We start from the raw sequence: 20,883 nt of genomic DNA, 5'->3' as shown, positions 1-20,883 counted from the left end.
GTTGAATAAAAGGACTTGGACCCCCTTTTCCAAACTTTTATTCACTCTACATATATACATCCTCCTATGGAACAGGCTTATTTCATTTTGAAATAAGCCTGATTTTTTATTTACTTGAAAGTACCATTTCATCACAAATTTAACACCTTGATTTTTCAAGTGCATTTTTCGAACATTTTTTGAACATTTATTGAATTTTTTCTGAAAATTCTGTTTTATGTGTGATATACTACAATTAACTAAGAAGGAAAATAATATCGCAAACAGAGGGGGATAATCATGAGCTTACTTATCGCACTTATACTTGGAGTTACATGTGGAGCATTTCCTGTTATTTTAGGAGCTATTATGGAAGAGTTAGAAATTGGTGTTTTAGGATTTGTCGCATCTTGTGTAAGCGCTTTATTATTTGGTTTATTCGGCGCTATTCCTGTTTCAATTCTGTGTGCTTTTTATATAATACGCCATGCTCGTACAAAACAATTTGGTCCTAATCACATCGCACAAATTATCCCGTTCCCGGTTGAACGATGCCGCCGCGCTTCTAACTTATAATTATAAAAATTAAAGATGACTAAATAAATAAAAGTCCTCAAATGAGGACTTTTATTTATTTTCTTCTAGAAATTGAAACAATTCTTGTAGATGTAGGGCATCTTCACCATAGCTAATAGATACATGAAATATACCATCAATCTCAGCTTGCATATAAAGATCCACTCCATCACGATCATATTTCAATGCCAAATAAAACTCCATTTCTTCTAACATCTTTTTTGAGGTTCGAATTACATAATGTCCCTTCTCATCTCTTCCATATTCAAATTCTGGTTCAAAATCATATTTTTGTTTAAAAGCTTCTTTTTGTTTTTCATTAATTTGCATACAAGTAGCTCGCTGTACAGTATCAATCATCTCATCAAACTTTTGAAGGTCCACCTCGTTTACCCCCTTATATATTTTTTATATAGTACTTGTGTTCCACTATTTTCTTCGCCATCCTTAATTAACTCTTCATACAATTCTTTCGCCAAACTTAAGCCTGGGACTGGTAATTGTAATTTTTCTGCTTCCTCTAAAGCAATTTTCATATCTTTCATAAAATGCTTTACATAAAATCCTGGCTCAAAGTCTCCTTTTAACATTCGAGGAGCTAAATTACTTAATGACCAGCTACCTGCTGCCCCTGTTGAAATACTCTCTAACACTTTATCTGGATTCAGTCCAGCCTTCTTCGCGTAAGCAACAGCTTCACATACTCCAATCATATTGGAAGCAATCGCAATTTGATTGCACATTTTTGTATGTTGTCCACTCCCAGCTGGTCCTTGTAATTGAATGTTTGTTCCTAACTTTTTAAGTAAAGGTAAGCATCTATCATATATTTCTTTCTCCCCACCTACCATAATTGCGAGTTTTGCCTCTTTCGCACCAACATCTCCTCCTGAGACAGGTGCATCTAACGTATATATATTTTTGCTTTTTGCAACTTCATTAATCCGTTTTGCTAAAGTAGGTGTAGATGTCGTAAAGTCAATTGCTATCGTACCTTCTTTTGCATGTTCTATAATTCCTTCTATACCAAAATACACTTCTTCTACATCATGTGGATATCCAACCATTGTCATTACAATATCAACTTGCTTCACTAACTCTTTTGGCGTATTACACCAATTTGCACCATCTTGCACTAAAGAATCTGTTTTTGCTTTCGTTCTATTATATACATATACTTTATGACCATCTTGCATTAAGTGATAAACCATACTTTTTCCCATTACGCCAATCCCAATGAAACCTATTGATAAAGTTTTATGTTCCATTTTCTCATCCCCTTTGTTCTAATAAATCATTTACCATCTTTCGGAACTCTTTATTAAAGTCATCATCCATACTATTTTTCACATTTGAAAATAAAATAACAAAAGTTCCTTTTTCTTTATTAAAATTATTGAAAGTGTTCCAACCAGATAATACACCATGATTATGAAAATAATCTGGATATATATAAAAACTAAATGCATATTTCCGTTCTGCTGAAGGTGAAAACATTGCTTGTATACTTTGTTCAGAAAGAAGTTTTCCATTTATAATTGCTTCGTCTAATTTCTTCATATCTCCAACTGTCGTATACATCTCACCACAACCATATAGCCAATCCATGCCTAACTTCTGCGCTGGTACAAGCTCTTGATCTTTTTTCACATAACCCTTTGTAAAATTTTTATCTCCAGGTACCATATTTCCCATACCGGATTCATGCATATCTGCTTTTACAAATATGTTTTCTTTTATGTAATCTCCTAAAGGTTTTTTCGATATATGTTCTATTATATAAGCAAGCACCATATAATTATAATCTGTATATCTCCAACCTGTTCCTGCAGGAAATTCTAAATTTTGACGTCCAATCCAATTAATTAATTGTAAGCGGGAAGCCGCATTAATATTGCCTTTTGCGTGTTCAGGTAAACCAGAGGTATGCGTTAATAAATGATATAGCGTAATATTTTTATTCTCCGGAAATGAAGGAATATATTTATTTACATTATCTTGAATATTCAATTTCCCTTGTTCTTGCAGCTGTAAAATAGATGTGGCAACGACTGTTTTCGTAATAGAACCGATACGATATTTTGTTTGAGGCGTATTTTCTATTTTATTTTGAACATCAGCATACCCATATCCTTTATTCAATATAACATGCTCTTTATCTGTTACCAAAACTGTTCCATTGAATTGCTTTCCGACTAAATATTGATCTAATTTTTGAGATATGCTAGCATAATCAATTTGTTGCTCTTCTTTTTCTTCTATATTCCCTTGTACTTCCGATTCAATAGTAGGATTCACTTTAGTTGTTAATACAGTGTTTTCCTTTATATTGGGGCTAACAAGAAAATAGTATACTCCGCCGCCAACTATAGCAGACAGTGAAGCCACCACCATTACTTTTTTTATCATATTGATCCTCCATAATTCCTTCGCTAAAAATTGTCCCCCTATTCTATTATCAAACAATAAAAAAAAATCGCAACAATTTGTTGCGAAAAATCACATTTTTTCTTTTCTATACACACATACTTGATTCTTTCCATTTTTTTTCGCTTCATATAATGCAATATCCGCTCGTTGCATTAATTCTTCTCTTGTAGTTCCTTGTTCATATAACGCAACTCCAAAGCTAGCTGTTAACTTCGAAATTCCAGTGAATTGCTTTGTTTCAATGAAGAATCGTAATGATTCCGCAACTTGAAATGCTTCCTTTTCTACTGTATTTGTCACTAATATAATGAATTCTTCCCCTCCCCATCTTGCAAATACATGTTGCTGCTCCACTTTAGATTTCATAAGCTCTGCAAGTTGTATTAATGCCAAATCGCCAAAATCATGACCATATGTGTCATTAACTGTTTTAAAATTATCTATATCAAATAAAATAATTGCTATTTTCTCATCATTACGTATTACCTTTTCCCATTCTACCTCTAGTATTTGTTGAAACTTTAAACGATTATAAATCTCTGTCAATGAATCTATCATAGCAAGTCTTTCTTGTTCTTGATAGATTTCATCTAATTCTGTAATTTCCGTGCACTTTACAATAAATCTTGATAAATCTTCTGGCAATGGTGTCGCACGTAATAGAAAAGTAGATACTGCCCCTTCATAATTTGACATCTTAATTCTTCTACCGCTTGATAAAGTATCGTCTAGCCATGTTATATCATGCGTCGTCGAGTAGTATCCATTTTCTCTAATAAAATGTTCAGCAAATACTAAATGTTGCTCGCGATAGGCAAACAAATTTTCATATCCGAAAAACGTTAAAAAATTTGTATTACAATCAACAATTTCATCATCTTCTACTATAAATAATAGATCATTTTGAAAATCAAACATCGTTTGAAGCAGTTCCTGTTGTAAACTAACTTGCCTTACCAAAGAAAGTTGATACAAACTCTTATTCACTTCTTCTAACACTGCTTGCGGAGTTACAGGGGCTATTACAATATTACGTATTCCTAATGCAAGTACATCTGTAAATTCTTTTGTTATTTGTTGATCCCAAATGACAATGAATGTACTTTGCGAGGTATACATATTCTTTATATATTTTATTTGAGAATAATCTGTTACATACATAATTATAATGTGCGGTTTCGTTCTTTGAAATAATAGTTCGCCCTCTTCAAAACTATTTGCTATAAACATACATTTTGGATGGATATTTTCTATCGTTTGTTGATGTTTACATCCATTTTCTATATAAAGGACATTTAACTGCAGATCTTGTAACACATTTTGGAAAACCGTATTCTCTAATAAAAAATGTAGTATGTTCATCACTAGTCTTCACTCACTTCATATATCTTGTTCTACTGAATTCCTCACAAATATTTTTAAAAGACTGTTCTCCAATAAACTTTAATTTGTGAGAAATACATATTAACAAGCTAATTGAGAATGTTATCTTCCCTTTTCACTCTATAAATTCCTTTTTTAGTGTATGATTATAGGAATTATATCGTTTGTATGAATGCCCTAGCTTATTTCTTAAAACTTGACAATTAAAATAAAGATATTATATTCTTAAATTCGATAACTTACAAAATGTAAGTAATATACATTACGTTTTCCCGATAATTTTATATACAATTTGGAGGATATATTATGACAAACGACAACTTTTTTAACGTTCTATATGAACGCACATCTACACGTGCATTCAACCCAAATAAAGAAATCTCATCTACAGAATTACATGAGATTTTAAAAGCAGCAGCACAAGCACCTTCCGCTTGGAACTTACAACACTGGAAATTCCTTGTTTTTCAAGGTGAAGATGTACAAAAACGATTACATCCAATAGCTTATAACCAACAACAAATTCTTGATGCTTCTGCAGTAGTCGCTATTTTAGGTGATTTAGAAGCTTATAAAAATGTTGAGCCAGTATATGGTCCAATTGTAGAACAAGGATTTATGAAAGAAGAAGCAAAAGAACGCTTAGCTAAAAATATTGAATCTGCATATGCTCGTGAACAATTCCCAAGAGATGCTGCCTTTTCAAATGCATCTTTAGCAGCAATGCAACTTATGCTTGCAGCTAAAGCAACTGGTTGGGATACTTGTGCTATTGGTGGCTTCAATCCACAAGCACTGACAGACGAATTTAACGTTTCATCTCGTTACGTTCCAATTATGCTTATTACAATTGGTGAATCAACTTTAAAAGGCCACCCTGCACCTCGCATGAGCGTAGAGCAAGTGAGCGAGTGGGCAAAATAATAAAAAACGAAGGCAACTACATTGCCTTCGTTTTTTTATTCCCTGTCATACTTTTGTAATATTACTACAAATCATTCGACATTTATACTTATGGAAAAGTATATTCTATTCCCTTCTCATAAATAAACGTGACGTTTCGTGTCGAATTTTGTTAAGGTGTTGAAATATACCCGTGTATTTTTGTTACAATTGTGATACAATGATAACAAATAGATAACAAGAGAGGGATTTTCATTGAGTTCATACGGAAGCTTTATCGCACTTTTATGTTACATAGTAACTGTACTGCTTCTATATTTTATTGGTGATGCCGCAAACATCTCCATTTTACAATTTCCAAAAGAAGAAGCATTCCAATTAGAATCAGAAAAACATACTGCACGATCCATTGTACCACTACTCCTAGCTCTTCCTGTATATATCATCGTTTTATATAAAAGTAAAAAAGTGTAAAGGCTACCCATTTCATTTATTTCGGTGGTTTTTACATTTTTTTGTTATATTCCCCCTATTTTAAACATCATTCCATACTAAACACCCAGCTAGTCATTTAAAATGAGAAAATCCCCTAGAAAAAATTCCACTCTCTGTCCAGTCACTAACTACCGAACTTACATAGATTATAAGTGTGAAGGGGGTGATGAGGATTATGTTTGGATCATTTGGATGCTGTGATAACTTTAGAGAATGTCATCATCATGAAAGAGAGCGCGACCATCGCGAGAAAGAGAGAGAGAGAGAGGTTAGACCACAACAACCAGCTGTATGTAACGTACTTGCTAACATTTCAGTTGGAACAGAACTTTCTCTTTTAAGCATTAGAGGTAACGGCACATTCAACAATGTTATTTTTGAAGGTTTCGCTAACGGTGTTGCTCTTTTCTCTGCTTTAGCTCGTAATAACAAAGACAACAAAGATAACAATAAAGACGATAAGAACAATCAAAATCGAAATACTTTTACTGGTATTTTACGTGTATGCCCAACTGATATCGTTGCAATCGCTATCTAATTCTGTCTCTTATCCTCGATAGTAAGCAAATAAGGTTTACTTTTCTCATAGAAAAAACCTGAGACCGATTTCAAATCGACTCAGGTTTTTTTATTAATTATATGCTTTTAACTAGTTCAACAACTTCTTCAGCAGTTGACATCATTAATGCTTTTTCTGCTAATGTTTCCATTTCTGCTTTTGACAACTTGCTTAGCTGTGTTCTTGCAGGAAGAATAGATGTTGCACTCATACTGAACTCATCTAAACCTAATCCTAATAATAATGGGATAGCAAGTGAATCGCCCGCCATCTCACCACACATACCAGCCCATTTGCCTTCTTTATGAGCAGCATCGATAACCATTTTTACAAGACGTAAAATAGATGGGTTATATGGTTGGTATAAGTATGATACTTGTTCGTTCATACGGTCTGCAGCCATTGTGTATTGGATTAAATCATTTGTTCCGATAGAGAAGAAGTCAACTTCTTTCGCGAATTGATCTGCTAATACTGCTGAAGCTGGGATTTCAACCATCATACCAACTTCAATAGAATCAGAAACAGTTGTACCCGCTTCTACAAGTTTCGCTTTCTCTTCTAATAAAATCGCTTTCGCTTGACGGAACTCATCAAGAGTTGCAATCATTGGGAACATAATTTTTAAGTTACCGTATACGCTAGCACGAAGTAATGCACGAAGTTGTGTACGGAACACATCTTGCTCATCAAGACATAAGCGAATTGCACGGTATCCTAAGAATGGGTTCATTTCTTTTGGTAAATGTAAGTATGGAAGCTCTTTATCTCCACCGATGTCAAGTGTACGAACAACGACTGGTTGACCTTCTTTTACACCTTCAAGAACTGCTTTATACGCTTCGAACTGCTCTTCTTCTGTTGGAAGATTGTCACGGCCCATGTATAAGAATTCTGTACGGTATAAGCCAACGCCTTCTCCGCCATTATCGATAATACCTTGTACATCATTTGGTGTTCCGATATTTGCAACAAGCTCAACGTGATGTCCGTCACTTGTTACAGTAGCTTGGTCTTTTAATTTAGCCCATTCAGCTTTTTGCTCTTCAAATTTCGCTTTCTTTTCTTCAAACGAACGAAGAGTTTCTTCTGATGGGTTTACAATTACTTCTCCATCTAAACCGTCAATGATAACGATATCGCCGTTTTGGATTTTCTCCATAACAACTTTCGTACCAACAACAGCTGGAATTTCCATAGAACGAGCCATAATTGCAGAGTGAGATGTACGTCCACCGATATCAGTAGTGAAACCTTTTGCATACTTACGGTTTAATTGAGCTGTATCAGATGGTGTTAAATCTTCAGCAATGATGATTACCTCTTCAGAAATTGTACCAGGATTTGAGAAGTTAATTCCTAGTAAATGTGCAAGAATGCGTTTTGTTACGTCACGAATGTCCGCAGCACGTTCTTTCATATATTCGTTATCCATGTTTTCAAACATAGAAATAAACATTGATGCAACTTCATCCATTGCAAATTCAGCATTTACTTTTTCGCTATTTACTTTATCTTTTACTGGGTTTACTAGTTCTGGATCATTTAACACTAATAAATGTGCTTCAAAGATCGCAGCTTTGTCAGCACCTAGCTCAGCAAATGCGTGGTCCTTAATAGCTTCTAATTCAGTTTTTGCTTTCTCAAGCGCAGCGTCTAAGCGTGCAATTTCTGCAGCTTCGTTTGTAATTGATTTCTTTTCGATGTTAAATTCAGGATTTTCAAGTCTGAAAGCCTTTGCAATAGCAATCCCACTTGATGCAGCGATCCCTTGAATGTTAAGAGTCATTATTCTCCTAATCCTTCGTTTTTCATAGTTTCTTCGATAGCTGCTAGTGCTTGAGCTGCATCATCACCATTTGCAGTGATTTTAATTTCTGCGTTTTGTTGAATGCCTAAAGACATAACGCCCATGATTGATTTTAAGTTAACGTTCTTTCCGTTATACTCTAAGTTAATGTCAGAACCGAATTTGCTTGCAGTGTTTACAAGTAGAGTTGCTGGACGAGCATGAATTCCTGAGTCGCTAGTTACTTTAAAGATTTTTTCCATGATAATTTATCTCCTTTAAATTACAGTATTTTTTAGTTGTATAGACGTGAGTACTACATCATCTATTGTATATAATAGGCGATGTTCGGTCAACCACATCGCCTATTATAATTATAAACATTTTGCGTCAAATTCCTACTGAATGTCAATAATAGCGGTTTCGCCCTTCTTAACATTTCCATCTTTTTTCAATTCGACTTGTTGCCCTTGTTGTAAGTTTGTAAAGACAATTGGTGTAATGATAGATGGTGCATTTTCTTTTACAAATGCAAGATCTACTTTTAATAATGGTTGGCCTTGTTTCACCTTGTCGCCTTGTGCTACAAGCGCTTCAAAACCTTCACCATTTAATTTTACAGTATCAATACCGAAGTGAATTAAAATTTCTTTTCCGCCTTCAGATTGAATACCAATCGCATGTTTGGTAGGGAATACATTGACAATCTCACCGTTCACTGGAGAAACTACTGTTCCTTCAGTTGGCTCAATTGCAAATCCGTCTCCCATCATTTTTCCTGAGAATACTTGGTCAGGCACTTCTGTAATTGGTAAGATTTTCCCTTCGATTGGTGATACAATTGTTTCATTTTCATCAACTTTTTGAGGAGTTTCTTCCACTTTTACAGGTTCTTCTTTTTCAACATGAGGTGTACGACCTGACATAATATCATGAATTTGTGATTTTAATGTGTCAGATTTCGGTCCGAAAATAGCTTGAATGTTATTTCCAACTTCAAGTACACCAGCTGCTCCAAGTTCTTTTAAGCGGTCTTTGTTTACATTCTTTTGTTCGTTAACTTGAACACGTAAACGAGTAATACAAGCATCTAAAGAAGCAATGTTTTCTTTACCACCAAGTGCTACTAATACTTCACGAGGAAGTTCGCCTGCTTCTGCTTTTCCTGCGCCGTCATTTGCATTTGCCACTTCACGACCAGGTGTTTTTAGATTCCATTTACGAATTGCAAAGCGGAATCCGAAGTAGTAAATAACTGCTAGTACAAGACCAACAATAATTACCCACCACCATGCTGTACGGCCTGGTAGTACACCGAATAATAGGAAGTCAATTAAACCACCAGAGAATGTCATACCAATTTTAACACCTAAAATTTGCATTGTCATAAATGATAGACCAGCAAATACAGCGTGAATTCCGAATAATACTGGCGCTACGAATAAGAATGAAAATTCAAGTGGCTCTGTAATACCTGTTAAGAAAGATGTTAATGCTGCAGAACCTAAAATACCTGCTGCTAATTTTTTATTTTCTGGACGTGCTTCATGGTACATTGCTAAAGCTGCTGCTGGAAGACCGAACATCATGAACGGATACTTACCAGTTGTAAATGTACCTGCTGTTAATTCTACACCGTCTTTTAACTGTGCCATAAAGATTTTTTGGTCACCACGGATTAATTCGCCAGCTGCATTTGTATACTGACCGAATTCGAACCAGAACGGTGAATAGAAAATGTGATGTAATCCAAATGGAATTAATGAACGTTCAATTAAACCGAATATAAATGCTGCGATTGTTCTATTTGCATCAATCATTTGATGTGAGAACGTGTTTAAGCCACCTTGAATGTATGGCCAAACGAAGCACATGATAATACCTACTATTAAAGAGAATGTTGCAGTTGCGATCGGTACGAAACGCTTACCTGCAAAGAAACCTAAGTATGATGGTAATTCAATGTTGAAGTATTTATTATAGCAATATGCCGCTACTATACCGACGATAATACCACCAAATACCCCTGTTTGTAGCGTTGGAATACCTAATACGTTTGCATACGCTGGATCTGCAAATCCAATTTTTACTGGGTCTGCTCCAGAACTTGTTACTTTCACTAGCTTATCTACTTCTAAGAACACACTCATCGTTTTGTTCATAATTAAGTAGCCGACGAATGCTGCTAAACCAGCTACTCCGTCTCCACCAGCTAAACCAATTGCTACCCCAACTGCGAATAATAATGCAAGGTTAGCGAAAATAATATCACCAGATTGTTCCATAATTTTTGCAACCATTACGAACCAATCTGCTTTTAAAGCAGGAATAACATTTGTTAACTGTGGATTTTGAAATGCATTACCAAATCCAAGTAAAATACCTGCCGCCGGTAAAATCGCTACTGGAAGCATTAACGCTTTTCCGACTTTTTGAAGAACACCAAAGATATTCTTAAACATGGAAACCCTTCCTCTCTTATCTATATTGATACCTTCCGACAAACGCCAAAAAGACATGAGGAAAAAAAGATAGAACGATAGCTATACAAAGGGTAGTATATCCCTTTCTCTAGCTTACATTCCTTACTTTTCTCCACTCATGCCTGATCGAATCAGTAACACGTGTCAAAAATAGGTTTACGTATAAGTTCACTATAATTAAGGCAAACGTTTTCGTTACTCACCTTAATGTGTTTGTCGAAATTTGTATAACTTTGCAATAGTTATTATACATAACTATTGTAAGCGATTCAATCATTTTTTTTAACGTTTTCATTTTAGACAAAAATATATGACTTTTTACACATGCTCTGCCTTTACTAAGCGTTGCAAGTGCATCGTTAAATAAATACTTTCAGCTTCATATACAGGTAGTTGCAACTCTTTTTGCATGACCTTAACTAGCTTCCAAGCCAAGTTATAGCAAACTGGATACTCCGCCTTTAATAAATCAGCAAAACTTTGCGATTCCTCTACTTTTTCTCCTTTTTTCACCCTCTCAATAGCATATTGAAGATGACGAATAAGACGTAAATAATGAATGCTCTCTTGATCTAATGTAATTTGTAAGTTTGTCTCAATTAAAGATACAAGTTGTGCAATGAGACGGGAGTTTTGATTAACTGAAGATAAATCAGAATTTGTAAGCGAACTGTAAATGTGCAGTGCAATAAAACCAATTTCTCCTTCAGGCAATGTAATTTGCAAACGAGAATTTAAAAGTTCTACAACACCTTCCGCAATTTCATATTCCTCTGGATAGAGCATTTTTGTTTCAACTAAAAAAGGGTTATCAATTGTAAGTCCTTGTTTTAACCTTTTAATCGCAAATGAAATATGATCTGTTAACGCAATATGAATATGTTCATTTAGTGGAGATTTCGCTTTTCCTTGAATGTACAGCATAATATCGTTCATCAATTCAATTAATTTTTCACTAATATGCGGCACTAATAATTTGTATTGTTCACGATCACGTTCATTTTTTAAGACAAACATCTTTTCGATTTGTTCTTGCTCCAATACATCTTTCGCTTTTTTCCCAAATCCAATTCCTTTACCAATCACTACTACTTCCTCGTGTTCCGGATGGCTAGCAATGATGACATTATTATTTAAAACTTTTTTAATTTCTAGATAATTACTCATATAACACCACCCTCGTACTTAAATAGCCTACTTTTATGTTACAGAATATTCTTCTTTGTCGTCAATGTAAAACATCTGCCATTTAATAAAAATTCATTTTTTAGACATGTTTATATATGATGCGTATAATGTAAGAGCAACTGTACATAGAAAGGAGATAACAGCATGATTAAAATGTTTGTAAGTGATATCGATGGTACAATGATGCAACACGGAGGTCTTATTGACGAACAAGATGTTGCGGCACTGCGCAGCCTTGCCGAGCAAAATGTTATTCTTTGCTTCGCTTCCGGAAGACTTGATAATGAAATTGCAGACTTAATGAAAGCTGTAAATACAAATTTTCATCGCATTAGTGTAAATGGTGTTTTTGTATATACACATGAAAATAAACAACTATTATCTGCAACTTTTGATTCCAGCATACTTCCCGATTTGTTAGCTATGACGAATGAAGATCCTTATTTCCGTTATGTAAGTGATGAGCATAATTATTACATTGAAGAGAAAACACCTTTCATTCAAGAACTTGAACAACAAGTAACTATGACTTCTGTTGAAGAACCAAACTTACTACAGAAGATTGATGATACAATTTTCCCAAATAAAATTTCTGTCGGTGGAACAAAGGAGAGCTTACAACTCCTTCAGAAAAAAATTGATGAAAAATTCCACGGGAAAGTTAGTACTTTCATCTCAGCAGAACAATGTTTAGATGTAATGCCACCGAATGTTAGTAAAGGCTCTGCCATTTCTGTTTTATTAAATGAGTTTCAAATAAAACCTGAGGAAATTGCTTGTATAGGGGATTCTTATAATGACATTCCTATGTTTTCTTTAACTCCTCACAGTTTTGCTATGTCGCAAGCAGATGATGCAGTAAAAAAACACGCTCACTATGTAGTAAATCACGTCAAAGATGCTGTTAACCACGTAATTGCTCATAATAAAAATACGACTCATTCCTTATAAGGATGAGTCGTATTTTTATTTCTTTACATGTTAATCATTTTCAATTCCACTGTACTTCACAAACTGAAATATACTATTTGTTACGTGCGATATTCGTAATAAATTTATAACGATCTCCACGATAAATACATTTCACGTACTCTAGCGGTATCTCACCTTCTGAATATGACCATTGACGCATTACAAGTACAGGCGCCTTTTTAGGAATATGCAGATGTTCAGCTTCATTTTCCGTCGCAACGGAAGCTTCAATTGACTGAGTAGCGCTAACAAGTTTAAAGCCCAGTTTTTTCTCTAAATGTTCATATAAAGATTGTTGCAATATCTCTTCGTTAATATCTTTTACAAGAGCTGGCGACAAATATGTCGTCTCAAAAGCAATCGGTTCATCATCAGCTAAGCGAATACGCCTCACTTCATAAACCGATTCCCCCTCCTGTATTCTCAACCGGTCTGCTATTTTAGCAGTAGCTGGAACTAGGCGGAAACTAAGTAATTGACTACTTGGGTTCATCCCACGAGAAATCATGTCTTCTGTGAATCCCGTCATTCCTTGCAATTTTTGTTCCACTTTCGGAAGTTGGACAAATGTTCCAATTCCACGCTTCCGATATAAATAGCCTTGTTCCACTAAATTATTAATCGCCTGTCTGATTGTCATTCGACTCACTTCGAACTTATCACAAAGTTCATTCTCAGATGGGATTTTATCTCCCGGCTTCCATTCGCCGTCCTCAATTAGCTGTTTCACCCACTCTTGAATCTGATAATAGATCGGAAATGGTGAATACTTGTCGATGTTCATCAGCAATCGCCTCACTGCATAAAGATAGAGCTTCTTGATCAGCGATTACGGTTACATTCGGATGACGTTGTAAAACTGTAGCCGGACACTCTTCACTATATTCACCTTGCAATAATTCTTTAACAGCTTCTGCCTTTTTAGAACCCATAGCAACAAGTAGAACTTGTTTCGCTTTCATAATGCTTCCAATTCCCATTGTAATCGCATGAGTTGGCACATCTTCTTCTTTTTCGAAGAATCGAAGGTTTGCTTGGCGTGTAGATTCTGTTAATTCAACAATGTTTGTTGGAGAATTAAACGGTGTTCCTGGCTCATTAAATCCGATGTGACCGTTTTCACCGATTCCAAGAATCTGTAGGTCAACTGGGTTAGCAGCTAGAATGCTCTCGTAACGTTTGCACTCTTCCTCTAAATCACTTGCCATCCCGTTTGGTACATAAGTTTGTTTAAATGGAAGATGATCAAACAACTGTTCTTGCATGAAATAGTGATAGCTGTTTTTATCTTCATGTGGTAAATTTACGTACTCATCTAAGTTTACAGTGGTTACACGGCTTGTATCAAGTTTATTTTTTCGCATTTCTGCATAAATACCTAATGGAGAGCTTCCTGTAGCCATTCCTAATGTTGGATTTTCTTTTGTTTTTACAACTTCTTCAATTAATTTATAACCTGCTTCTGCTAATTCTTCTGGAGTTTTTACAACAAGAATATTCATTTAATTACTTCCCTTCCTTCATATGAATTCCTAAACGAACCGTATCATATACATGTAAATCTTCATTCATCACAACAAAGTCTGCATCTTTTCCTACCGCTAATGCACCTTTATTATTTAATCCAAACTCTTCTGCTTGGTTAACTGATGTCATAAGTACTGCATCTTCGATTGAACAACCTGTAAATTCAATTACATTTCGGAAAGCTTGATCCATTTTTAGAATACTACCAGCTAACGTTCCATCTTCTAATCGAGCACTACCATCTTTTACATGTACTGGCTGTCCGCCAAGCTCATATAATCCATCTTCAAGACCTTTTGCACGCATTGCGTCAGTAATAACACTTACTTTTTTCGGTCCTTTTAACTTATATGCTAATTTCACCATATCAGGGTGAATATGAATACCATCTGTAATTACTTCAACCATTACATCTGGATTTAATAACACATGACCCACAACTCCTGGTTCACGGTGATGTAATCCACGCATTTGATTGTATAAATGTGTCGCATGTGTAATCTTTCTATTTTTTAGTTGCGCATCAATTGCATCTGTATGCCCCATTGTGCCAACTACACCAGTTTCAGCAAGATATTGTTCAAACTCTAATGCTCCCTCTTCTTCTGGTGCATATGTTACTAATTTAATTAAGTTCCCACTTGCTTCTTGCCATTGTTTAAATTGCTCAATATTTGCAGGAACGATATGTTCAAGTGGCTGTGCACCTGCACGTTTCTTTGAAACATAAGGTCCTTCTAAATGAATATATTCGAAATGCGCTCCTTTTTCTTTTGCTTCTTTCGCAGCAGTTAACGCTGCTTCAATTGCCTCTGGAGCTTGTGTCATTGTTGTTGGGAAGTAAGTTGTAACCCCTTCTTTTAACATTTCTTTACCTAGAGTTACTAACCCATCGCTATTTGCATCCATCGCATCAATATCGTATCCACCATGAATATGAACATCGATCATACCTGGAATTATAATCTTCCCTGTAGCATCAAAAACAGTTTCATTTTCTTGTGGTACATATTGAGCCATCAAACCAATTTCTTTAATGGTTTCTGCGTAACGAATAAATCCGTTTTCCACTATTTCTTGACCTGTGTAAATTTTGGCATTGATGACAATTTGCGTTTTCATTTTCATCGATCCTTTCCCATGAATTACCTACTTGTTATTATTACCTTATTCGCCTAGTTCCATCTTAATATACGCACGAGTAGTTGTCTATACATTCTAATGAAATTTCCTTTTTATTCAACAGAAAAGGAAATTTCTTACGTCTCTTATAATTATAATATATATTATTCATTTTTCCAAAAAGGGACAGTATCGCCCCCTAATATAGAAATCACTTCAACAATGGCATTAATCCGCTAGATTCTAACATAATATGTTCACCATCTGTTTCCATTTCTACTGTACGTTTATTCGTTCTATATACCATTATACCGTGCCTTTTTAAGCGTTTCACTACACTTTGGTGAGGATGTCCATACGGATTATTACTCCCGTACGATAGAATAGCAAACTGCGGTTCCACTTTTTTTATAAACGTTTCACTTGTTGAAGTATATGAGCCATGATGCCCCACTTTTAACACATCTGCATGGACATCAAATTGTTTTAATATTTCATGTTCTGTCCGTACATCCGCGTCACCCATTAATAAAAAATCCGCTTTTCCATATCGCACCTTTAAAACAATTGAGGATTCATTATTTTCATCTTTTGATTTCCCGTTGTTTAATACTTGTATAGAAACATGTGGATCCAGCGGTATATATTGTCCTTCCTTTACTGAAACGAAAGGTATCCCTCTTTTTTTTATATTATTCCGATACGTATGATAAGTAAGAGAACTATATGTTTTTCCGCTATCTAATATAAGCGATACCGGCATTTGCTCTACAATTGGAATTAACCCCCCTATATGATCCATATCGGGATGCGTACTGACAATTACATCTAAATGATTAATCCCTTTCTCAATTAATTTCTGAATAATAACCTCTCCTGCTTCATAAGGTCCTCCATCAATTAACATTGTTTGTCCATTTGGCATTATAATAAGTGTTGCGTCACCTTGCCCCACTTTTAAAAAGCTCACTTTCATTTTACTAAGATGTTGCCGATGCATATGTAAAGGAGACGTAGTATGAATGGACATCATATACCTTTTAGCTGATGCGCTATTTAAAGAAAAACATAATAAAACAGAAACTAATAATAAAATAATCCGCATACCTCTCATAACTCGTCTCCTTTTTTCATTTAGTATGGCACTGTAAATAATTGATATACAAAAAAAGCTTAGCAAAATGCTAAGCTTTTATTTCGATATCTCTTGTAAGGAACCGAAGAATAAATCTGCTTCATTCATTTGTTCATTCTCTTCAGAAAGCGGTGGTAAATCATCTAATGTTTTCAATCCAAATGTGTCTAAAAATTCTTTTGTTGTTCCGTATAAAATAGGACGCCCTGGTCCTTCTGCTCTTCCCATTTCTTTTATAAGTAAATGTGAAACCAACGTTTGTAACGCCTTATCAGTTTTAACTCCTCTAATCTCTTCCATTTCAGTCCTTGTGATTGGTTGGCGATATGCAACAATCGCTAACGTTTCGAGGGCAGCTTGTGAGAGTGAAGCAGCTGTTGGTGTATCTATTAATTTTTGATAATATGAAGCATGTTCTTTCTTTGTAGCAAAACGATATACTTTTGCATACTGTACAATTTGCAAACCACGGTTTGCACCTTCACATTCTTGTTGCATTTCTTCTAAAATATTAATTGCTTCATTCATTTCAATTTCAAGAACTTTCGCTATTTGTTCTGGATAAATCCCTTCATCACCAGAAACAAATAAAAGGCCTTCAATAATTGACTTTTGTTCTTTCCTATCCATTTCACGAGCTCCTTCCTTCTATTTTCTCATAAAAATACACATCAAAAAACCGAATCACAATTAATGCGTTCGGTTCAATATTTTTTCTCTTGTTCCAAACGATACATTAAAACATAGCATGAGATAAAATGTTGCTATCCCATTTTCACATACTGGCTCTATGCAGATTTATTAGAGCTTGATACGAAAATTTCATCAAAATTATGTTCTTGCTCAATTATGATTTGTTGGTTTTTCATAAGTTCCAGAACTGCTAAAAATGTTACAACCATTATTTCACGTTCATCATCAACAAACAAATCATAAAAACTTTGGCGACCACCCTTTATTTTTAACTGTTTTAAAATATCAGTCATTCGCTGTTCAATTGGTATTTCTTGACGAGTAATACGTGTTGTTACAGGTTTTTTTGCCTTTTTACGGCGCATTAATTTTTGAAATGCTGCTAGCATATCATATAACGTAACATCAAGAGGTAAGCTTGTCTCCTCTTCTTGTTGCAACGATGTAAAGTCAATTGGTGGACGTGTATATAGCTGTGCTCTTTCTTGTTCTCTTTCTTTTAACTCAGTAGCAACTTGCTTATATTTCTTATATTCAATTAACCTCTCCATCAATTCTTGACGAGGATCATCTATAAAATCATCACCGTTATCAAGTACATCTTCTTCATGTTTCGGCAACAACATCTTACTTTTAATTTGTAATAACGTTGCAGCCATTACTAAATACTCACTTGCAACATCTAATTGAAGTTCTTTCATCGTATGCACATAAGATAAATATTGCTCTGTAATATCTGCTACAGGAATATTATATATATCAATTTCATAACGATGTATTAAATGTAACAATAGATCTAACGGCCCTTCAAAAGCCTCTACTTTAAAATTATATTGCACAAAGCATCCCACCACATTTTTTCTATAACAACATAAGTATAGAGCATACTCATGTTCTATCCAACCTTTTTAAGAAATTTAATTAAAAATAGACCGATGCCTATGTCATCATGCCCACCACTTCATATGATAACAGTGTAGTAAGAACAATGTAGGAGGTCAAAAAACTATGGGTCACGTTGATTGTGGTTTTAGCGGTGGGTTCGCATTACTTGTTGTACTGTTTATTTTACTAATTATTGTAGGAGCAGCTTGCTTCTGCTAATATGAACAATAACGGCTAGGGGGAAACCTCCTAGTCGTTTATTGTTCATATTTCTATGATACACTTATATGTATAACCGTTAGATAGGAGCGAGAAAACATGTATCCTACCGAATACATACAATTTTTAATTCATTTCCATGGAGATTATGACTATTTTGAATGCCACGAAATACTAGAAGAGTATTGGAAGACAAAACCAAGAGGTAATCGTGATCATTACTTAGTTGGTCTCATTCAAATTGCAGTTTCTTTATACCACCAAAGACGTGCTAATTGGAATGGTTCTACAAAAATGATGAAAAGCGCAATTACAATTTTAGAAAAAAGCGGTGTGCCTTTACAACGTTTAGGAATTAATCAAGTACAACTTCTTTCCTTGCTCAATGAAAGATTGCAATCTATCCATAAAAAAGAACGTTTTGTACCTTTATTTTTACCCTTATCAGATTCATCGTTAGAGAAGCAGTGCATAGAGTTATGTCAAAAACAAAACCTCTCTTGGAAAGACTTGAATGCTATCCCAGGTGAATATATTATAAACAAGCACACTTTGCGTGATCGCACAGAGGTCATTACTGAACGAAACGAACAATTACAAAAAAGAAAGCAGAGATAATAAACTACTTATCTCTGCTTTCACGAATGTATATTTTGTTCTAGCCCTTTACATTTTTCGCAAAAACTTGCTGTTTGCTCATTTCCGCAAATTGTAAACTCAAGAAATTTACTCTTTAACTCTTGAACCATCTTCGTCCCAATCCCCACATGACGGTGAGACGGGTTCACACTCAAATGCTGAATTTCTAATACTTGATTCTCTTTTTTTACAATCCCCATTATTCCAACAAAATCTTCATTTTCTTTCCACAAATACAATTGCCAATCATCTTTTGCTTCATATTCTTTCATTGTCAATTGTAATGTTTTCACATCTTTTTCAGTTGGCATAAACGAAAGAAGCCCCATTGCAATTTTTTCATAACTTTTTTTAAAACGAATTAACATAACCCTTATCCCTTCTTACAAAAGTTACAAACTAGTAATCCCCTCAATCACTCTTTTCATATCACATTCATTTTACAATATTTTCAACAGAGTGAGAAGAGTCTAAAACAACTTGATAATCATACAAAGCGAAAAGAAGAAAGTCAAATCTATGTTTCAGCACTATTCCTTTAATAAATAGAGTTAAAAAAAGAAAATTTTATATGGAATGGAAAGAAACATATCATTCAACAGCACTTCATTTATAGTTACTCTAAAGCAGCACAATTCTAGCAAAATTAATATAACAAAAAATATTTATTGAAACATATAATGTAATGTATTCTATGTAATTGGTTAAAGGTTTGTTCTCACAAGCAATATATTTTAGCAACAATACTACTTGTATGATGAGCTGTAGAAGTAGTACTCAATCTCATTAAAAATAAAAAAGAGAGCAAAAGCTCTCTTTTTCCTTACCTTATTCTTCCCAAACTTTAACTTCTTTCATTACATCGCCTTGACGCATTTTTAATACTGTTTCAATACCGCTTGTTGCTTTACCGAATACAGTATGAACACCATCTAAATGCGGCTGTGGCTCATGAACGATAAAGAATTGGCTACCGCCTGTGTTACGGCCAGCGTGAGCCATAGAAAGTGATCCTACAAGGTGTCTATGAGGGTTTCCATCAGTTTCACATGGAATAGAGTAACCTGGGCCACCTGCACCTGTACCTGTTGGGTCTCCACCTTGGCTTACGAAGCCAGGAATAACACGGTGGAATGTAACACCGTCATAAAATCCTTGCTCTGCTAATTTTTTAAAGTTTTCTACTGTTTTCGGTGCTTCTTCTGGGAAAAATTCCAAGTCGATTTTTTCACCGTTTTCCATTAATATGTATCCTAAAGTTTTCATACGTATATGTCTCCTTTCAACTATCTCAGCACTATATTACCACATTCATGACTAGAAACAAAAAGAATCCGACAATCTAGATACTTCTTTTTTGAAATGTGGAAAAAGCTAGGTGACAAATAAGAAATATATACTATAATAACTTTGTTGCCCGAAAATTTTAGAAAGAGAAAGGGAGCGATTTTTCGTGAAAACGAAATTACTAGCTCTGCTATTAGCTGTAACGGTATTTATGATGCCAACAGCTTCGTTTGCAGACATCATCGAGGGAGAATCAATTGTTACATTAGGAGAGAACTTATCTGAACAACAAAAACAAGATCTGTTAAAAGAAATGAAAGCACCGAAAGATGCTACAATTATTACTGTATCTAATGCGGAAGAACATAAATTTCTAGAAGGCATTGTTCCAAAAGCACAAATTGGTACGAGAGCAATTTCTTCTTCTATGATTACATACACAAAACCAGGATCTGGTCTTATTGTACGATCAAAGAACATTAACTGGGTAACAGATGCAATGTACACTAACGCTTTGATTACAGCAGGTGTAAAAGATGCAGAAATTCAAATTACTGCACCTTTTAAAGTTTCAGGAACTGCAGCTTTAACTGGATTAATGAAAGCATACGAAACTGCG

24 protein-coding genes are annotated in these 20,883 nt (G+C 34.8%); 8 read left to right on the top strand and 16 right to left on the bottom strand.

The genetic code is table 11. The annotated features are described in order from the left end of the window. Window positions 1-279: 279 nt before the first annotated feature. Window positions 280-555 carry a hypothetical protein gene (locus MR107_RS08215; protein WP_000054659.1) on the top strand — a complete coding sequence of 92 codons (276 nt, stop codon included), beginning with the start codon at window positions 280-282 and terminating at the stop codon, window positions 553-555. Between the two features lie 51 nt (window positions 556-606). On the opposite strand, the gene MR107_RS08210 is transcribed toward MR107_RS08215, so the two are convergent. From MR107_RS08210 to MR107_RS08195, 4 genes are all read right to left on the bottom strand, one after another. Continuing rightward, window positions 607-939, bottom strand: a complete 333-nt coding sequence (locus tag MR107_RS08210; RefSeq protein WP_086386168.1) for a DUF3909 family protein — start codon at window positions 937-939, stop codon at window positions 607-609. Between the two features lie 5 nt (window positions 940-944). Continuing rightward, window positions 945-1,823: an NAD(P)-dependent oxidoreductase gene (locus MR107_RS08205; RefSeq protein ID WP_048655581.1), complete on the bottom strand. Its 879-nt coding sequence runs from the start codon at window positions 1,821-1,823 to the stop codon at window positions 945-947. Window positions 1,824-1,827: 4 nt separating this feature from the next. Next, window positions 1,828-2,964 carry a serine hydrolase gene (locus MR107_RS08200; RefSeq protein WP_000592910.1) on the bottom strand — a complete coding sequence of 379 codons (1,137 nt, stop codon included), beginning with the start codon at window positions 2,962-2,964 and terminating at the stop codon, window positions 1,828-1,830. Window positions 2,965-3,054: 90 nt separating this feature from the next. Beyond that, a complete protein-coding gene (locus tag MR107_RS08195) occupies window positions 3,055-4,347 on the bottom strand; it encodes a GGDEF domain-containing protein (RefSeq protein ID WP_001023185.1) in 1,293 nt (430 codons plus the stop codon). A gap of 327 nt (window positions 4,348-4,674) precedes the next feature. Here MR107_RS08195 and MR107_RS08190 point away from each other — a divergent pair, with 327 nt between their 5' ends. The 3 genes from MR107_RS08190 (at window position 4,675) to MR107_RS08180 (ending at window position 6,304) form a co-directional block, all read left to right on the top strand. Further along, on the top strand, window positions 4,675-5,292 hold the full coding sequence (locus tag MR107_RS08190) for a nitroreductase family protein (RefSeq protein ID WP_000180387.1): 618 nt from the start codon (window positions 4,675-4,677) through the stop codon (window positions 5,290-5,292). Between the two features lie 234 nt (window positions 5,293-5,526). Continuing rightward, entirely contained in the window at window positions 5,527-5,745 is a 219-nt protein-coding gene (locus tag MR107_RS08185) for a hypothetical protein (protein WP_000100485.1), read from the top strand. A gap of 196 nt (window positions 5,746-5,941) precedes the next feature. Then, window positions 5,942-6,304: a DUF3915 domain-containing protein gene (locus tag MR107_RS08180; protein WP_006928123.1), complete on the top strand. Its 363-nt coding sequence runs from the start codon at window positions 5,942-5,944 to the stop codon at window positions 6,302-6,304. Window positions 6,305-6,401: 97 nt separating this feature from the next. Here the strand turns inward: MR107_RS08180 and ptsP are convergent, their stop codons facing one another. From ptsP to glcT, 4 genes are all read right to left on the bottom strand, one after another. Then, window positions 6,402-8,114, bottom strand: a complete 1,713-nt coding sequence (ptsP, locus tag MR107_RS08175; protein WP_242292234.1) for a phosphoenolpyruvate--protein phosphotransferase — start codon at window positions 8,112-8,114, stop codon at window positions 6,402-6,404. Continuing rightward, the gene (ptsH, locus tag MR107_RS08170; RefSeq protein WP_000411080.1) at window positions 8,114-8,377 is read right to left on the bottom strand and encodes a phosphocarrier protein HPr; all 264 of its coding nucleotides are present in this window, start codon (window positions 8,375-8,377) and stop codon (window positions 8,114-8,116) included. Before ptsH ends, ptsP begins: the two co-directional genes overlap by 1 nt. 135 nt (window positions 8,378-8,512) lie before the next feature. Beyond that, window positions 8,513-10,576 (bottom strand): PTS glucose transporter subunit IIABC, encoded by a 2,064-nt coding sequence (gene ptsG, locus MR107_RS08165; RefSeq protein WP_000475799.1) that lies wholly within the window; start codon window positions 10,574-10,576, stop codon window positions 8,513-8,515. 339 nt (window positions 10,577-10,915) lie between these two features. Further along, window positions 10,916-11,764, bottom strand: a complete 849-nt coding sequence (glcT, locus tag MR107_RS08160; RefSeq protein WP_000073858.1) for a glucose PTS transporter transcription antiterminator GlcT — start codon at window positions 11,762-11,764, stop codon at window positions 10,916-10,918. A gap of 165 nt (window positions 11,765-11,929) precedes the next feature. Here glcT and MR107_RS08155 point away from each other — a divergent pair, with 165 nt between their 5' ends. Beyond that, window positions 11,930-12,736, top strand: a complete 807-nt coding sequence (locus tag MR107_RS08155) for a Cof-type HAD-IIB family hydrolase (RefSeq protein ID WP_000594243.1) — start codon at window positions 11,930-11,932, stop codon at window positions 12,734-12,736. Between the two features lie 73 nt (window positions 12,737-12,809). Here MR107_RS08155 and MR107_RS08150 read toward each other — a convergent pair whose 3' ends face one another. From MR107_RS08150 to scpA, 6 genes are all read right to left on the bottom strand, one after another. Next, on the bottom strand, window positions 12,810-13,541 hold the full coding sequence (locus tag MR107_RS08150; RefSeq protein ID WP_014894892.1) for a GntR family transcriptional regulator: 732 nt from the start codon (window positions 13,539-13,541) through the stop codon (window positions 12,810-12,812). Next, window positions 13,471-14,259 (bottom strand): glucosamine-6-phosphate deaminase, encoded by a 789-nt coding sequence (gene nagB, locus MR107_RS08140; RefSeq protein ID WP_001024210.1) that lies wholly within the window; start codon window positions 14,257-14,259, stop codon window positions 13,471-13,473. The genes MR107_RS08150 and nagB overlap by 71 nt, the downstream gene beginning before the upstream one ends. 4 nt (window positions 14,260-14,263) lie before the next feature. Continuing rightward, window positions 14,264-15,406, bottom strand: coding sequence for an N-acetylglucosamine-6-phosphate deacetylase (gene nagA / locus MR107_RS08135; RefSeq protein ID WP_002179749.1), 1,143 nt, complete (start codon window positions 15,404-15,406; stop codon window positions 14,264-14,266). Window positions 15,407-15,617: 211 nt separating this feature from the next. Next, the gene (locus MR107_RS08130; protein WP_001214826.1) at window positions 15,618-16,520 is read right to left on the bottom strand and encodes a ComEC/Rec2 family competence protein; all 903 of its coding nucleotides are present in this window, start codon (window positions 16,518-16,520) and stop codon (window positions 15,618-15,620) included. A 78-nt stretch (window positions 16,521-16,598) separates the two neighbouring features. Further along, complete coding sequence (scpB, locus tag MR107_RS08125) at window positions 16,599-17,171, bottom strand: segregation/condensation protein ScpB (RefSeq protein WP_000375168.1); 573 nt, start codon at window positions 17,169-17,171, stop codon at window positions 16,599-16,601. A gap of 158 nt (window positions 17,172-17,329) precedes the next feature. After that, window positions 17,330-18,073: a segregation/condensation protein A gene (scpA, locus tag MR107_RS08120; protein WP_001199753.1), complete on the bottom strand. Its 744-nt coding sequence runs from the start codon at window positions 18,071-18,073 to the stop codon at window positions 17,330-17,332. A 169-nt stretch (window positions 18,074-18,242) separates the two neighbouring features. Between scpA and MR107_RS08115 the strand changes: the two genes are divergently transcribed. After that, window positions 18,243-18,338 carry a YjcZ family sporulation protein gene (locus MR107_RS08115; protein WP_000510194.1) on the top strand — a complete coding sequence of 32 codons (96 nt, stop codon included), beginning with the start codon at window positions 18,243-18,245 and terminating at the stop codon, window positions 18,336-18,338. Between the two features lie 99 nt (window positions 18,339-18,437). Beyond that, window positions 18,438-18,956, top strand: a complete 519-nt coding sequence (locus MR107_RS08110) for a DUF309 domain-containing protein (protein WP_000283597.1) — start codon at window positions 18,438-18,440, stop codon at window positions 18,954-18,956. Between the two features lie 20 nt (window positions 18,957-18,976). On the opposite strand, the gene ribT is transcribed toward MR107_RS08110, so the two are convergent. Together ribT and MR107_RS08100 are read right to left on the bottom strand one after the other, a co-directional pair. Continuing rightward, on the bottom strand, window positions 18,977-19,345 hold the full coding sequence (gene ribT / locus MR107_RS08105; protein ID WP_000908401.1) for a GNAT family N-acetyltransferase RibT: 369 nt from the start codon (window positions 19,343-19,345) through the stop codon (window positions 18,977-18,979). Window positions 19,346-19,805: 460 nt separating this feature from the next. Continuing rightward, window positions 19,806-20,243, bottom strand: coding sequence for a peptidylprolyl isomerase (locus MR107_RS08100; RefSeq protein WP_000853782.1), 438 nt, complete (start codon window positions 20,241-20,243; stop codon window positions 19,806-19,808). 187 nt (window positions 20,244-20,430) lie between these two features. Between MR107_RS08100 and MR107_RS08095 the strand changes: the two genes are divergently transcribed. Further along, window positions 20,431-20,883: DUF1002 domain-containing protein (locus MR107_RS08095; protein ID WP_242292233.1), on the top strand; the 453-nt coding region annotated here is incomplete at its 3' end.

The sequence above is a fragment of the Bacillus cereus group sp. BfR-BA-01441 genome, assembly GCF_022663075.1.
In the GTDB taxonomy this organism is placed as follows: Bacteria; Bacillota; Bacilli; order Bacillales; family Bacillaceae_G; genus Bacillus_A; species Bacillus_A cereus.
The sequence above is the reverse complement of the archived record's forward strand: the minus strand, read 5'-3'. Positions and strand labels throughout refer to the sequence as shown.